Below are 14,135 nucleotides of genomic sequence, written 5' to 3' on the forward strand. Positions count from 1 at the left end.
GGATTGCGAGGTGGCCTATTGCCCCTTGCTCGCGAGCCAGACGATGTGACGGGCGCCGCGCTTGCCGTGAGCCCGCACCTTGACCTCCTCGACCGTGAAGCCGGCCTGCTTGAGCCTTCGGGTGAAACCTGCGTCAGGGCCCTGCGACCAGACCGCCAGCACACCGCCGGGCTTGAGAGCTGCTCTCGCGCTGATCAGGCCGGCTGCGCTGTAGAGCGCATCGTTGGCCTTGTAGACGATGCCCTCGGGGCCGTTGTCGACATCGAGCAGGATCGCGTCCCAGGCCGAAGCTTGCGATCGGATGAGCTGACCGACATCGGCCTCACGAATGCTGACGCGCCGGTCATCAAGGCAGCCGCCGAACAGCTCGGCCATCGGGCCGCGCGCCCAAATCACGATGGCCGGCACCAGTTCGGCAACGGCGACCTGCGCATCGTCGCCGAGCTCGGCCAGCGCCGCGCGCAGCGTAAAGCCCATGCCGAGGCCGCCGATCAGGATGTTTGGGGTCCGGCGGCCGGCAATCCTTTGACAGGACAGTTTCGCCAGCGCTTCTTCGGAACCGCTGAGCCGGCTGTTCATCAGCTCGTTCGCGCCAAGCATGATCGAGAATTCGCCGCCGCGCCGTTTCAGGCGGAGTTCCTGTCCGCCGTCAGGCGTTTTTGCCGAGTCCAGTTGAAGCCAGGGGATCATGCTCGATAGTCTTTGAGCATGATCTTGTCCGAAAACCGGTTCCCACTTTTCGGGATCACGCTCTATGCCGCCAGTGCCGGCTGGCTCCAGCGGGCGGCAAGCAGCCGGTAGGGGATCAGCGCCACCACCGCTATGACCAGCTTGACGCCGAGATCGCCGAGCGCCCAGGAAATCCAGCGCATCGTCTCGACCGGCAGCACGCCCATCAGCGGCGCGGTTTCCAGCGCAAAGCCGTCATTGGGCCCGGCGAAGGCGAACGCCGCCGCGAAGGCGACGGTGAAAAACACCACCGTATCGAAGACGGAGCCGACCAGGGTGCCGACGATCGGCGCGCGCCACCAGCTCTGCCGGCGCAGCCGGTTGAACACGGTGACGTCGAGCAACTGCGCGGTGAGAAAGGCCGCACCCGACGCCGCGGCAATACGCACCAGCCGGTCGGCGGCGGTCTCGAATTCGATCAGGCCGTGGCGAAACAGCAGCGGTGGGATGACGATCGAGCAGACCACCGCTGTCATGAAGCCGACAAAGACGATCCTGCGCGCCACCGCCGGCCCATAACGGCGATTGGCGAGATCGGTGACCAGGAAGGAGAACGGATAGGTGAAGGCGCCCCAGGTCAGGATGTCGGCCAGCGACAACCCGCCGATTGCACCCTGCATCGGGAACTGCACGAGGATGTTCGAGGCCACGACGACGAGCGCCATGGCCGCCACGAAGGGCAGGTACCGCGAGAGGAAAATCATTTTTTTATCCTGGGTAATGGAACCAGCGGAACGCGATCCGGAACCCGGTCGCGCCCTGGAAGGCGGCCGCCGCCGAAAAACTCAGGCGGCCGGCTGTTCGGCGAGCTTCTTGGCGATCTGCTTCTTCAACAGGCGGGCGCGCTGCGACAATTCCTTGGCATCGGCCTTGGCCAGGAAGGCATCGAGGCCGCCGCGATGCTCGACCGAACGCAGCGCGTTGGCCGAAATGCGCAGGCGCACATTCTGGTTCAGCGCTTCCGAGATCAGCGTCACATTGACGAGATTGGGCAGGAAGCGACGCTTGGTTTTGTTGTTGGCGTGGCTCACATTGTTGCCGGACATGACTGCCTTGGCAGTGAGTTCGCAGGTGCGGGACATGGTTCTAACCTTCGGTTCTCGGTCCTGGCCAAACATTCGACCCGCGCCGGGTGGCGCGCGGTTTCGGTCAGGCGGCCTTATGGAAAAAGTTGGCGTTCCATAGTTGCATTTCGCCGATGCGTCAAGCTTGGGGTTGCTTCGGGGATGGGGAATCGCACTTTCGGAGTAGGTGTCGTCGGTGAAGCTGCTGATCGCCCCCTCAGGAGGAGATGTTGCTGTCCCGCGGATCTCTCAAGACCTAGGTTCCTCGCCCACCGCGAAGCGGGGGAGAGGTGGCCGCCCACGGGTCTTGCCTTCGGCAAGCCCGAGGACAGGCTCTGCGGCCGGAGAGGGGCCTTTTCGTAGAGCGCGGTTCCCCCTCTCCGTCTCGGCTTCGCCGAGCCACCTTTCCCCCCGCAACCCTTTCCCTCTGCCGGGCCGAGGCAGATCGGCAGATTCGTCGAGGGCGCCACATTTGTTCTTGCTTTGTCCGGCAGCTATGCTACTAATTTCGGTATGGTGCTAATTGGCTCCAACGACCCGCCCGCCGAGGCGGGTTTTTTATTTTGGCCGTCGACCAGCCCCAACGTTGCCTGCCGACGGCGCCTTTCACATTAAGGCCGGAATTCAGCCTATAAGCGGTCGCACAGGGACATGCCAGACCGGAGCCGCCCGTCCGGTCGACAATCAAGGACCCGCCATGCCTCGTTCTTTCCTCCATGCCCTGGTCGTGCTGATGGCCGTCGCGCTTTCGACGACGGTTTCGGCCGCTGAGCCGCAATCCTTCACGGGCGAATATTCGGTGTCGTTCCTCGGCCTCTCCGTGGCCAAGGCGAAATTCTCCAGCCATTACGAGGGTGACACCTATTCGATCGAGGGCAGCGTTTCCGCCGCCGGGCTCGCCACTTTGTTCGACGATACGCGAGGCACGATCTCGTCGAAGGGCAAGATTTCGGGCAAGCAGTTGCAGCCGCAAGCGTTCCACGCCGACTACACGTCCGGCAAGAAGGCATCGATGATCGACATCCAGTTTGCCAACGGCGTCGTCACCTCGACCAAGGTCGTGCCTGAGCCGAAGAAGCGCAATCCCGAGAATTGGATACCGCTGGTCGGCAGCCATCTCGTATCGGTCCTCGATCCGATGGCCGCGACCGTCATCCATGCCGACAGCCTCGACCAGGTCTGCGGGCGCACGGTGAAGCTCTATGACGGCGAAATGCGTGCCGATCTCAAACTGACCTACGAGTCCAAAGGGTCGATCTCGGTGACCGGCTACAAGGGCGATACGGTCACCTGCAGGCTGGGCTTCGAGCCGGTGGCCGGCTACCGCAAGAACCGCAAGGCGCTGAACTACCTGAAGAAACGCAGCCGCATCATGGTGACGTTTGCACCGGTCGGCCAAAGCGGCGTATATGCGCCGATCCGCGCCACGGTCAGCACGCAAATCGGCCCGTTGACGATCAGCGCGGAGCGGTTCGAAGCGAACGAATAGGCGTGATGGTGCGCCGCCAACGGGGCACGGGGGCGACGGATATGGCGCGCGCAACACTGATCGGCTTCTCCGCGGTCGCCATGTGGGCGCTGCTGGCGCTGCTTACGGATGCTTCGGGCGCCGTTCCGCCGTTCCTGCTTTCAGCAATCACCTTCACGATCGGCACTTGCGTCGGGCTGGTTGCCCGGCTGTTCATGCCGGCAGCCGGCGGCGCCGCGAAGATACCGCGCCAGGTCTGGGTGATTGGCATTGCCGGCCTGTTCGGCTACCACTTCTTCTACTTCACCGCGCTGCGCAATGCGCCGGCCGTCGAGGCCAGCCTGATCGCCTATCTGTGGCCGCTGCTGATCGTGCTCGGATCGGCGCTGATGCCGGGCGAGCGGCTGGCCTGGAACCACGTCGCCGGCGCGCTGCTCGGCCTTGCTGGCACGGTCCTGATCGTCACCAAGGGCGGCGGGCTTGCCTTCGACGCGCGTTATGCCTTCGGCTACGCCATGGCCGGCGTCTGCGCGGTGCTGTGGTCGTCCTATTCGCTGTTGTCGCGGCGCTTCCCCTCGGTGCCGACCAGCATCGTCACCTGGTTCTGCGCCGCCACCGCGACCCTTTCGCTGGTCTGCCATCTGTTGCTTGAAGAGACGGTGCTGCCCGCCGGCGCCGGCCAGTGGCTGGCCGTGCTCGGCCTCGGTCTGATGCCGGTGGGGGCGGCGTTCTATGCCTGGGACATCGGCGTCAAGCGCGGCAACATCCAGGTGCTGGGGGCGGCGAGCTATGCCGCGCCGCTGCTGTCCACCCTGGTGCTGATATCAGCCGGCTTCGCCGAGCCGTCATGGCGCATCCTCGCCGCCTGCGTGCTGATCACCGGCGGCGCGGCACTGGCGGCGAAATCGCTGTTCCTGCGCAAGAGGGCCGCGAGCGAGGCAAACGCATGATGCCGTTTCCCGGCGGCATCGATGCCAATGCCAATGCGACGCTGCTGTTTTCGCTGGCGGCGGCGGTGATTTACGCGTTCAGCCTTGGCATGCGGCCGCGCCTTTCGCGGTCGGCGGCAAGGACATTGGCGGTGGCGATGCTGGCGGTGCTGGTCGCGCAGCAGGGCGGCCCATGGCTGCTCGTCGCCGCGCTGGGCGTCAGTGCCATCGGCGACGCCTTCCTGTCGCGCGACGGCGAGAAGGCATTTCTTGGCGGCACGGCCAGTTTTCTTGCCGCGCACGTGCTTTACGTCGTGCTGTTCCTGCGTGCCGGCGGCGGCCTCGGGCTGCTTTCGGCCGAGCCGTGGCGGGCAGCGATCGTGCTGGCGATGATCGTGTCGGTGCTGGCCATGCTTTTCGCGCTCCGGCGCCGCATCGGCCCGGCCTTGCGTTTGCCGATCGGTGTGCATGCCGCGGCACTGCTTGCCATGGGCATTGCGGCGCTCACCCTGAACAGCGTCGGGGTCGTCGGCGGCGTCGTCCTGCTCATGCTGTCCGACGGGCTGCACGCCGCGGAAAAGTTCCTGCTGCCCGCCATCTCGCCACACCGCATTTGGGTGCGCCATGCGGTCTGGGCGCTGTATTACGTCGGCCAGCTGGCGATTACGCTGGGTTTGCTGCTGGGCTAGGTGCCTAGGGCGTGCCCGGCAGCCAGCCTGGTTCGGCAAGTTCGAAGGCGGCGAAATCGAAACCCGGCGCCACGGTGCAGCCGACCAGGGTCCATTCGCCGAGGCTGCGCGCCGACTGCCACCAGCCTGCCGGCACGACGATCTGCGGTCGCTCGCCCGCGGCAAGCGCCGTACCGAGGATCTCCTCGATGACGGGACCGCCTTCTCGGTGTATCGATAGCGCCAGCGGCGCGCCGTCATAGAAATGCCAGACCTCGGCCGCGTCCTTGACCCGATGCCAGGCCGACAATTGGTCCTTCTCGAGGAGGAAATAGATCGCCGTCGAATGGCCGCGGGCGCCTGCCGCGCCGTCGCGAAAGGTCTCGGCATACCAGCCGCCTTCCGGATGCGGCTTCAGGCCGAGCAGGGCGATGATTTCGGCGGAACTGGTCACGACCCTAGCTCCTGGCGCCGCTCAGAAATTGTCTTTGCGCTTGCGGATCTCGGCGAACACTTCGGCGTCGGAGGCGTTCTCCAGGCCGAGATGCCTGCGGATCGCCGGGTCGTGCCAGCGCAGGAACGGATTGGTCGACAGTTCCTCGCCGATTGTCGTCGGCAGCGTCGGCTTGCCGTCGGCGCGCAGCGCCTCGATCTTGGCGGCGCGCTCTTTCAGCGCCGAATTGGTCGGGTCGACGGTCAGCGCGAAACGGGCGTTGGCCAGCGTATACTCATGGCCGCAATAGACGACCGTCTCGGCCGGCAGCGCCGCGAGCTTCTTCAGGGATCCGTACATCACCGGCGGCTTGCATTCGAGCAGCCGCCCACAGCCGAGCGCAAACAGCGTGTCGGCGGCGAAAGCCACTTTCGACGCCGGCAGATGATAGGTGACATGGCCGGCGGTATGGCCGGGTGTGGCGATGACCTCGATCCGCTCATCGCCGAGGTGGACGACCGAGCCTTGCTCGACGGTTTCGTCGATGCCGGGAATCTTTGCCTTTTCGGCTTCCGGCCCGACAATGCGCAGCTTGAAGCGCTCCTTCAGCGCCAGATTGGCCTCGACATGGTCGAGATGGTGGTGGGTGGTCAGGATCATCGTTGGCGTCCAGCCGGTGCGCTTGATCGCTGCCAGGATCGGCGCCTCCTCGGGCGCATCGATGAGCGCCGTCTGACCGCTTTTCGGGTCATGCACCAGCACGCCGAAATTGTCGCTGCGGCACATGAATTGTTCGATCTCGACCGGCATCGCATCTCTCCCTTTATTGCCGCAGACATAGGGCGCCTGCCAGCCGATGTCATCTGCCTTTGTTGAACTTGGACTGCTTCGAAGCTACCGTTCCGCGCATGCATTCAGACATTGTCGATCTCCGTTCGTTTTATTCGACCACGCTCGGCCGCCTGGCCGAACGCTCGATCACCATGGCGCTGTCCTCGATATGGGCCGTCGTGCCCAACGAGCGGCTGGTCGGCCTCGGCTACACCTTGCCTTGGCTGGAGCGCTTCGGCAGCGATGCCGAGCGCGTCTTTGCCTTCATGCCGGCGACACAGGGCGCAGTGGTCTGGCCGGCGACGGGGCCGACGGCGACCGCCCTGGTCTTCGATGAGGAACTGCCGCTGGTCGATTCCTGCATCGACCGCATGCTGCTCGTCCATTCGCTCGAACATGTCGAGAACCCACGCGAGACGCTGAACGAGATCTGGCGGGTGCTGTCGCCGGCCGGCCGTGTCGTCATCGTCGTGCCCAACCGGCGCGGCGTCTGGGCACGCTTCGAGCATACGCCTTTCGGCAATGGCCGGCCGTTCTCGCGCAGCCAGCTGACCGAATTGCTGCGCGAAGCGAATTTCACGCCGGCGGCGTGGTCCGATGCGCTGTTCTTCCCGCCGTCGCCGCGACGTTTCATGATGCAGTTCCACAATGTGCTGGAACGTGCCGGCCGGCGCTTCTGGCCGATCTTTTCGGGCGTTATCGTCGTCGAGGCGCAGAAGCGGCTCTATCAAGGCGTGCCGGTCGCCCAGCGCGCGTCCCGCCGCGTCTTCGTGCCGGTTCTCTCGCCGCATGGCGCGCCGACGCTTGGCCGGCTGTCGCGGGCCGAACACCCGGCACCGCCAGGATGACGCGTTCGTGATCCGAGACGTGCTTTTTCACGCCTATCTGACGATATCAGGTTTGCTGTCCGATTGAAGGCCGTGCGGCCGATCCCTATGACCGGTTTGGCATTGCTCCGAATGCAAGGATTTAACCGATGGATGATCGTCCGGATGTCGAGGCCAGCGCCCAGAAGCTTGCCACGTCGATCGAAGCCAGCAGCCTGCGTGAGCAGCTGGCAACAATCAAGATAGCGCTGACCACCTCGCCGGTGCGAAAACAATTGCTTTGGGCAGCGATCGGCATCGTCGCCGTCATCGTGGCGAGCTCGATCGGGCAGGTTCTGCTCAATCGCTGGAACCAGCCTTTCTACGACGCGCTGGCGCGGCGCGACATGCCGGCTTTCCTGCATCAGCTTCTGGTCTTTGCCGGCATCGCCGGCGGGCTTGTGGTGCTCAATGTCGGCCAGACCTGGCTCGACCAGATGCTCCGCCTGAAGCTGCGCGAGGCGCTGACGCTCGACCTGATCGACGAATGGATGCGGCCGGCGCGTGCCTTCCGGCTGACCCATGCCGGCGCCATCGGCGTCAATCCCGACCAGCGCCTGCAGCAGGATGCCGGGCATCTCTCCGATCTTTCCACCGGTCTTGGCATCGGCCTGCTGCAGTCCTGCATCCTGCTTGCCTCGTTCGTTGGCGTCCTGTGGTCGCTGTCTTCCGGCTTCGTCTTCCACATAGGCGGCCATTCGCTGGCCATACCCGGCTACATGGTCTGGGCGGCGATCCTTTATGCTGGCACCGCCTCCTGGTTGAGCTGGCTGGTCGGGCGACCGTTGATCCGCTTCAACAACGATCGCTATACGCGTGAAGCGGAGCTGCGCTCCTCGGTGGTTCGCGTCAACGAGAATGTCGATGCCATCGCGCTGGCGCATGGCGAGGCCGATGCCAGGCGCCGGCTCGAATTCGATCTCGGCACGGTGCTGGGCGCCATGCGGCGCATCTACAGCGCCCAGATCAATCTTTCCTGGGTTACCGACACCTATGGCTGGATCACTGTCGTCGCGCCGATTCTGGTCGCCTCACCGGTCTATTTCGCCGGCGATATCAGCTTTGGTGGCTTGATGATGGCAGTCGGCGCTTTCAACCAGGTCCATTCGTCGCTGCGCTGGTTCATCAACAATATCGGCGGCATCGCCGATTGGCGCGCTACGCTGATGCGGGTCGCCGACTTCCGCATCGCGCTTGGCGACACCGACGCGCTGCACGATACGGAACGGCGCATTTCGTTCGGCGAAAACCCGGACGGCAGCCTGACATTCGAGAAACTCGAGATCGCCTCGCCGGAGGGATGCACCAAGCTTGCCGAGCCGCATGTCGAAATCCGCGCCGGCGACCGGGTCATGATCACCGGAGATCCGGGCGCCGGCAAGACGCTGTTCTTCCGGGCCATTGCCGGTCTGTGGCCATGGGGCAGCGGACGGATCGGCATGCCGGCCGGAGAAGCGCCGATCTTTGTTCCGCGTACCCCCTATTTTCCGCTCGGCAAGCTGCGCGAGGTGCTCAACCATTCAGACGGCGCGGCGGAGGCGAGCGATGCCGAGATCTCGGAGGTGCTGGCCGATGTCGGGCTGCAACGCCTGTCGTCCTCGCTCGATCGCTCGGCGCGCTGGGAGCGTGAGCTCAGCGACGACGAGCAGCGTCTGCTGGCCTTTGCCAGGCTGGCCTTGCGACGGCCGAAATGGGTGATCATCGACGAGGCGCTGGACGCGTTCGACGGCCCAACGCTGAGGCAAGTGCTGTCGATGCTGGAGAAGCGCCTTCCCGACGCCGCGATCCTCAATATCGGCCGCGGCCAGCACAATGCCCGCTTCTTCCGGCGGGCGTTGACCATCGTCAAGGATGCCGGCCAACCGCCACTCAAGCCGGCCCGTATCAGGGCAGGTGCCATCGAACCGCCGCCGGTTATCGTTTCGGCTGGCCGAAAGAAATAGAAGGCAAGCTTTATTTCGCCGCGATCGCGGCGAAAAACTGTCGCGATCGTTTCAGATGGGAACGTTCCGATCAGCCATGCTTGACGCTCTCGCCCTGCTCGCCTGCCTTGCCTGCACCCCGGCGGCACCTGCGGCCGCACCGGCCAATGCAATTGCCGTCGATGTCGAGCTGGTGCTGGCCGTCGACATCTCGCAGTCAATGGATGAAAGGGAGTTTGCCCTGCAGCGCGCCGGCTATGTCGCGGCGCTGCGCCACCCCGACTTCATCAACGCCGTGCGTGCCGGCACCTTCGGCCGCATCGCCATCGCCTATTTCGAATGGGCCGGCACCATCCGCGACGACGCGGTCATTGCCTGGCAGGTCGTCGACAGCAAGGAGAGCGCCAACGCTTTCGCCGACAAGATCGCGGCCCGCCCGTTCAGGAGCTTTCGCGGCACCTCGATTTCCGGTGCTGTGGCTTTCGGCGCCGAGCTTTTCAACGGCACGGCCTTCACCGGCAAACGCCGCGTCATCGACGTCTCGGGGGACGGCCCAAACAACACCGGCTTGCCGGTCACAACGGCACGCGATGCGGCGCTGGCGAAGGGCATCGTCATCAACGGGCTGCCGATCCTGATCAGCCCGTCACCCACCTTCAGCCATCTCGACCGGTATTATGCCGAATGCGTTACCGGCGGGCCGGGCTCGTTCGTGCTGCCGATCTATGCTGCTTCCGAATTCGCCACCGCCACTCGCCGCAAACTGATCCTCGAGGTCAGCGGCATCGAGTATCCCAAGGTGGATCCGAGGACGATCCGCATCGACGCACCGATCGACTGCCTGCAAGGCGAGCGCGACCGAAGGTTTTTCTCGGACCCATATTTCCCGGAACTTGACCGATAAGGCTGGCCCAGGGGTAAGCTAGGCTGGTGGCAGGCCGAAGGCCGGGAACAGAGATGGCCCGAGCGGCCCTATGAAGATCGTCAAGGAAGCGATCCCGCCCTCGGCTGCGTCGAACACATGCAGGGAATGGGCCCGCCATTCAGGGCCATCGTGGCTGCGGGAATAAACCCCGACCGCCGGCTGGGCATTGGCCCGGGTGGCCAGCGTGCGAAAGCCGCCAAACCTCGGCCAGACGGTCTCGAAGAGACCGCGGATCGCTTCGCGGCCTTGATACCATTCACGCCAAGGCGGCATGGTGTAGATGGCGTCCTCACGCAGCAGCTCGATCAAGCTGTCGAGATTGGCGGCCTGCCAGGCCTGCATGTAGCGTTCGAGCAGCAGGCCTTCTTCGCGGCTGGGCCGTGATCGGCTGGCCGGCCGTCCCTGAGGATAGCGCGCCGCCAGCGTTACGCGGGCCCGCTGCAACGCGCTGTTGATCGAAGCCGTCGATCCGCCCAGCAAACGCGCCGTCTCGACAGCCGACCATCCGAGGACGTCGGCAAGCAGCAGCGCGGCGCGCTGCCTGGGCGGCAGATCCTGGATCGCCGCGACGAAGGCGAGCTGGACGGCCTCGCGGCTCTCGTAACGGGCTTCCGGACCTGGCTCGCTGCCGGCAATGTCTGGAAGCTCGGCGTCGGGGTAGGGCTCCAGCCAGGCGATGTCGGCTACGGGCCCGCCTATGGCCGCCCCGTGCGAGGGCTGCCGTCCGGGTTCCCGGAGAATGCGACGCGCCCTCGACCTCGCCTTGATGGCGTTGAGGCAAGCGTTGGTCGCGATCATGTAGAGCCAACCGCGAACCGAACCTCGCCCGTCGAACTCCGATCTTGCGCGCCAGGCGCGAAGCAACGTGTCCTGGACGAGGTCGTCGGCCTCGTGCAGCGAACCCATCATGCGATAACAATGCAGCTTGAGCTCGCGGCGATGGGCGGCCGTGACCTTCTCGAAGGCCAGCCGATCGAGGATCGGCTGGCCTGCTGGTTCCAGAGGTGGTTGAGCGTCTGTCATGTGGCTTGTGCGGTTACGAGCGAGCGTTGCATTACGCGCCCCTCAGGCGGCCGGGGCAAGCCCGCTACCGCTCACCATGAAGGAACTGCCTTGCGGCTGGCCGGTGGCGAGTGCGACCACCGCCCGTCCGACATCGGCCGGCGTTTGCATGTCGGTCATGGCGGCGATGAAGTCCGCCGGCTGGATGCCCATATAGGCCGCTATGCTGTCGACGCCGGCCTTGCCCACGCCGGTTTCCGGCATGATGCGCATCGGCGCGAGCGCCATGAAGCGCAGGCCGAGGCCAAGCCGGTCGGCCTCCTTCTGGCTATGACCGGCCAGGAACATCTGCATGCGTTTTGCGCCGGCATAGCCGCCGGCGTTCGGTGGTCCGCCGGTCAAGGCCGCGCCGCTGGAGATCAGAACGATCCGGGTCCCCGGCTTGAGCGGACGCCGCAGAGCGGCCCGGCAAAACAGGAACGATGCCTTGACGTCCGTGTCCCAATTTGCCGAGAACGCCTTCCAGTTCTGTTCATGCACCGGCGCAGAAGGCGCCAGCGCGCCTGCACAGATCACCAGCACGTCCGGCTCAAGCGCGGCGAAGACCTTATCCGGGGCGGAGTCCACCGTAGCATCGACCGCGAGCGTCTTCACGCCCGAGACCTCCCAGGCAAATTGCGCCAGGGCCTGTTTTCCGCGGGCAACGGCCAGCACCGCCGCTTTCTCCTTGAGAGCGGCCTCCGCGATCGAGCGGCCGACACCACGGCTGCCTCCGACGACGACGACATTCTGATTTTGCAACGATCCCATGGATCACCTCTCGTTCCCGGCCGCCGGACCATCCAGGCGCGCTCATCGATAAGGACAGCGCAGGTGTGCCAAAATCATCGGTGCCAGGTGGAAATATCTTTCAGGTGACGGCAGCCGCGCTTCGTTTTTGTATTCAGTGTCATTACCTCTGGGGTAATCGACCAGCGCATTACGTCTCGGCAAACTGCTCCCATCAAGCCGGTTGTCCGGCCTTCGACCACAAGGAGATACGCCATGACCGCCTACGCCGTCGCCCATATGCGCCAGGTCACGCCGGGGCCGCAGATCGTCGAGTACCTGCACAAGATCGATGAAACGCTGGAACCGTTTGGCGGCCGCTTCGTGGTGCACGGAGGCGAGGTGGAAGTCGTTGAAAACACCTGGCCGGGCCACCTCGTCATGATCGAATTTCCAGACATGCAGCAGGCGCGCGCATGGTACCGCTCGCGCGCCTATCAGGAGATCTTGCCGCTGCGCACCGAGAATTCTCAGTCCGACGTGGTCCTGGTCGATGGCGTTGCGCATCCGCACAAGGCCACCGACGTTCTCGAATAAGGGGACGATCTGCGACGATTGGCTCTTATCGTTTCAGCAGAAACACCGCCTGCTGGCCGAAAAAATTCCAGAACCACCACGGCATCGAGAAGCCGATCCGCTGGCCATTGGCGTCGAGCGCGGTCGCCTTTTCCACCGTCGCGCCAAGCTCGTCGCACAGATTGACGAAATCGCGAATGGTGCAGAAATGGATGTTGGGGGTGTCATACCAGGAATAGGGCAGGTCCCTGGTCACCGGCATGCGGCCGTTGAAGAGCAACGAAAAGCGCACCCGCCAGTGGCCGAAATTCGGGAATGAGACGATGGCGCGGTTGCCGATCCGGAGCAGTTCGTCGAGCACCAGCTTCGGATTGCGTGTCGCCTGCAAGGTCTGCGACAAGACGACGAAGTCGAAGCCCTTGTCGGGATAGAATTGGAGATCCTTGTCGGCATCGCCCTGGATGACCGACAGGCCACGCGCCACGCATTCGTTGACGCCGCGCTGCGACAGCTCCAGGCCGCGGCCATCGACCTTCTTGGTCGCCTGCAGCAATTCGAGCAGCAGGCCGTCGCCGGAACCGACATCCAGCACCCGCGACTGCGGCGGGATGAGATCGGCGACGACTTCGAGGTCGACGCGCTGGGCGCGGTTGACGCTCATGCGTTCGCCTCTTGCCTGGCGCATGATCCTGATCCGAAAAGTCTGCAACTTTTCGGGGTCATGCGCTGATGCCTGGCGCATGGTCCTGATCCGAAAAGCCGGCAACTTTTCGGGGTCATGCGCCGAGCCCTCTCGCCCGAGCGGCCGAGGCGATGAAGCCTTTGATGGCGGCGAACAGTTCGGGCTCGTCGAGCAGAAAGGCGTCGTGGCCGCGGTCGGTCTCGATTTCGACGAACGATACCGAGGCGCCGGCCGCGTTCAGCGCGTGCACGACCGAGCGGCTCTCTTCGGTCGGGAACAGCCAGTCGCTGGTGAACGAAACCAGGCAGAAGCGCGTCTTGGTGCTGGCGAAGGCATCGGCCAGCCGGCCGCCATGGTCGGCGGCGAGATCGAAATAGTCCATCGCCCGGGTCATGTAGAGATAGGAGTTGGCATCGAAGCGATCGACGAAGGTCATGCCCTGATGGCGCAGATAGCTCTCGATCTGGAAGTCGGCATCGAAACCGAAGGTCAGCGCTTCTCGGTCCTGCAGGTTGCGGCCGAACTTGCGGTGCAGCGCTGCTTCCGACAGATAGGTGATGTGGGCGGCCATGCGCGCCACCGCCAGCCCCTTTTCCGGCCGCTTGCCATGCTCGAAATATTTGCCGCCGTGCCAGTCCGGGTCGGCCATCACCGCCTGCCTGCCGACCTCGTGGAAAGCGATGTTCTGCGAGGAATGGCGGGCGCCGGTGGCGATCGGCAGCGCCGAGAAGACGCGCTCGGGATAGCTGGAGGCCCATTGCAGCACCTGCATGCCGCCCATCGAGCCGCCAAGCACGCTGAACAGCTGTTCGATGCCGAAATGCTCGACCAGCATCAGCTGCGCCCGCACCATGTCGCGGATGGTGATGATCGGCAGGTCGAGCCCGTAAGGCTTGGCTGTGGCGGGACTTGTCGAGGCGGGGCCGGTGGATCCGAGGCAGCCGCCGATGACGTTTGACGAGATGACGAAGAAACGGTCGGTGTCGATGATCTTGCCGGGGCCGATCAGCACCTCCCACCAGCCCGGCTTGCCGGTCACCGGATTGGTGTTGGCGACATGCTGGTCGCCGGTCAGCGCATGGCAGACGAGGATGGCGTTGGAACGCGCGTCGTTGAGCGTGCCATAGGTCTGGTAGGCGATCTGGAACGGCGACAGCAGCGTGCCGGCGTCGAGCTTGAGCGGCTTGTCGGCGCCGAAACGCAACACCGGGCTCGACGGCTGGTCGGCCTCGTTGTTGGTTTTTCGAGCGCGCAAAGCGACCATTACATCTC

16 protein-coding genes are annotated in these 14,135 nt (G+C 64.6%); 7 read left to right on the top strand and 9 right to left on the bottom strand.

The genetic code is table 11. The features are described 5' to 3' along the window. Nucleotides 1–15: 15 nt before the first annotated feature. The 3 genes from NKI47_RS24620 to rpmB form a co-directional block, all read right to left on the bottom strand. Nucleotides 16–690 (bottom strand): polyamine aminopropyltransferase, encoded by a 675-nt coding sequence (locus NKI47_RS24620; RefSeq protein ID WP_023677895.1) that lies wholly within the window; start codon nt 688–690, stop codon nt 16–18. A gap of 62 nt (nt 691–752) precedes the next feature. Continuing rightward, complete coding sequence (locus tag NKI47_RS24625) at nt 753–1,433, bottom strand: queuosine precursor transporter (protein WP_023677896.1); 681 nt, start codon at nt 1,431–1,433, stop codon at nt 753–755. 81 nt (nt 1,434–1,514) lie between these two features. Then, nucleotides 1,515–1,811 (bottom strand): 50S ribosomal protein L28, encoded by a 297-nt coding sequence (gene rpmB, locus NKI47_RS24630; protein ID WP_006328411.1) that lies wholly within the window; start codon nt 1,809–1,811, stop codon nt 1,515–1,517. Between the two features lie 679 nt (nt 1,812–2,490). Between rpmB and NKI47_RS24635 the strand changes: the two genes are divergently transcribed. The 3 genes from NKI47_RS24635 to NKI47_RS24645 are packed head-to-tail and all read left to right on the top strand — an operon-like array spanning nt 2,491 to nt 4,879. After that, a complete protein-coding gene (locus tag NKI47_RS24635) occupies nt 2,491–3,282 on the top strand; it encodes a DUF3108 domain-containing protein (protein ID WP_352593894.1) in 792 nt (263 codons plus the stop codon). Nucleotides 3,283–3,323: 41 nt separating this feature from the next. Continuing rightward, complete coding sequence (gene yddG, locus NKI47_RS24640) at nt 3,324–4,211, top strand: aromatic amino acid exporter YddG (RefSeq protein ID WP_352593895.1); 888 nt, start codon at nt 3,324–3,326, stop codon at nt 4,209–4,211. Continuing rightward, a complete protein-coding gene (locus NKI47_RS24645; RefSeq protein ID WP_352593896.1) occupies nt 4,208–4,879 on the top strand; it encodes a lysoplasmalogenase family protein in 672 nt (223 codons plus the stop codon). The genes yddG and NKI47_RS24645 overlap by 4 nt, the downstream gene beginning before the upstream one ends. Before the next feature lie 4 nt (nt 4,880–4,883). Here the strand turns inward: NKI47_RS24645 and NKI47_RS24650 are convergent, their stop codons facing one another. Continuing rightward, nucleotides 4,884–5,312, bottom strand: coding sequence for a cupin domain-containing protein (locus tag NKI47_RS24650; RefSeq protein WP_352593897.1), 429 nt, complete (start codon nt 5,310–5,312; stop codon nt 4,884–4,886). Nucleotides 5,313–5,333: 21 nt separating this feature from the next. After that, complete coding sequence (gene gloB / locus NKI47_RS24655) at nt 5,334–6,101, bottom strand: hydroxyacylglutathione hydrolase (RefSeq protein ID WP_352593898.1); 768 nt, start codon at nt 6,099–6,101, stop codon at nt 5,334–5,336. Nucleotides 6,102–6,199: 98 nt separating this feature from the next. Here gloB and NKI47_RS24660 point away from each other — a divergent pair, with 98 nt between their 5' ends. From NKI47_RS24660 to NKI47_RS24670, 3 genes are all read left to right on the top strand, one after another. Then, entirely contained in the window at nt 6,200–6,970 is a 771-nt protein-coding gene (locus tag NKI47_RS24660) for a class I SAM-dependent methyltransferase (protein ID WP_352593899.1), read from the top strand. A 128-nt stretch (nt 6,971–7,098) separates the two neighbouring features. Further along, entirely contained in the window at nt 7,099–8,931 is a 1,833-nt protein-coding gene (locus NKI47_RS24665) for an ABC transporter ATP-binding protein/permease (protein ID WP_352593900.1), read from the top strand. A 76-nt stretch (nt 8,932–9,007) separates the two neighbouring features. Further along, nucleotides 9,008–9,814, top strand: a complete 807-nt coding sequence (locus NKI47_RS24670; RefSeq protein WP_023677905.1) for a DUF1194 domain-containing protein — start codon at nt 9,008–9,010, stop codon at nt 9,812–9,814. Nucleotides 9,815–9,832: 18 nt separating this feature from the next. Here NKI47_RS24670 and NKI47_RS24675 read toward each other — a convergent pair whose 3' ends face one another. Beyond that, nucleotides 9,833–10,858 carry an RNA polymerase subunit sigma-70 gene (locus NKI47_RS24675; protein WP_352593901.1) on the bottom strand — a complete coding sequence of 342 codons (1,026 nt, stop codon included), beginning with the start codon at nt 10,856–10,858 and terminating at the stop codon, nt 9,833–9,835. A 42-nt stretch (nt 10,859–10,900) separates the two neighbouring features. Continuing rightward, complete coding sequence (locus tag NKI47_RS24680) at nt 10,901–11,647, bottom strand: SDR family NAD(P)-dependent oxidoreductase (RefSeq protein ID WP_023677907.1); 747 nt, start codon at nt 11,645–11,647, stop codon at nt 10,901–10,903. Between the two features lie 234 nt (nt 11,648–11,881). Here NKI47_RS24680 and NKI47_RS24685 point away from each other — a divergent pair, with 234 nt between their 5' ends. Further along, entirely contained in the window at nt 11,882–12,202 is a 321-nt protein-coding gene (locus NKI47_RS24685; RefSeq protein WP_023677908.1) for a DUF1330 domain-containing protein, read from the top strand. Between the two features lie 25 nt (nt 12,203–12,227). Here the strand turns inward: NKI47_RS24685 and metW are convergent, their stop codons facing one another. Both metW and metX read right to left on the bottom strand, forming a co-directional pair. Continuing rightward, on the bottom strand, nt 12,228–12,842 hold the full coding sequence (gene metW / locus NKI47_RS24690; protein ID WP_023677909.1) for a methionine biosynthesis protein MetW: 615 nt from the start codon (nt 12,840–12,842) through the stop codon (nt 12,228–12,230). A 115-nt stretch (nt 12,843–12,957) separates the two neighbouring features. Continuing rightward, nucleotides 12,958–14,127 (bottom strand): homoserine O-acetyltransferase MetX, encoded by a 1,170-nt coding sequence (metX, locus tag NKI47_RS24695; protein WP_352593902.1) that lies wholly within the window; start codon nt 14,125–14,127, stop codon nt 12,958–12,960. Between the last annotated feature and the right edge of the window lie 8 nt (nt 14,128–14,135).

Source organism: Mesorhizobium sp. M0633 (genome assembly GCF_040320645.1).
Classification (GTDB): domain Bacteria; phylum Pseudomonadota; class Alphaproteobacteria; order Rhizobiales; family Rhizobiaceae; genus Mesorhizobium.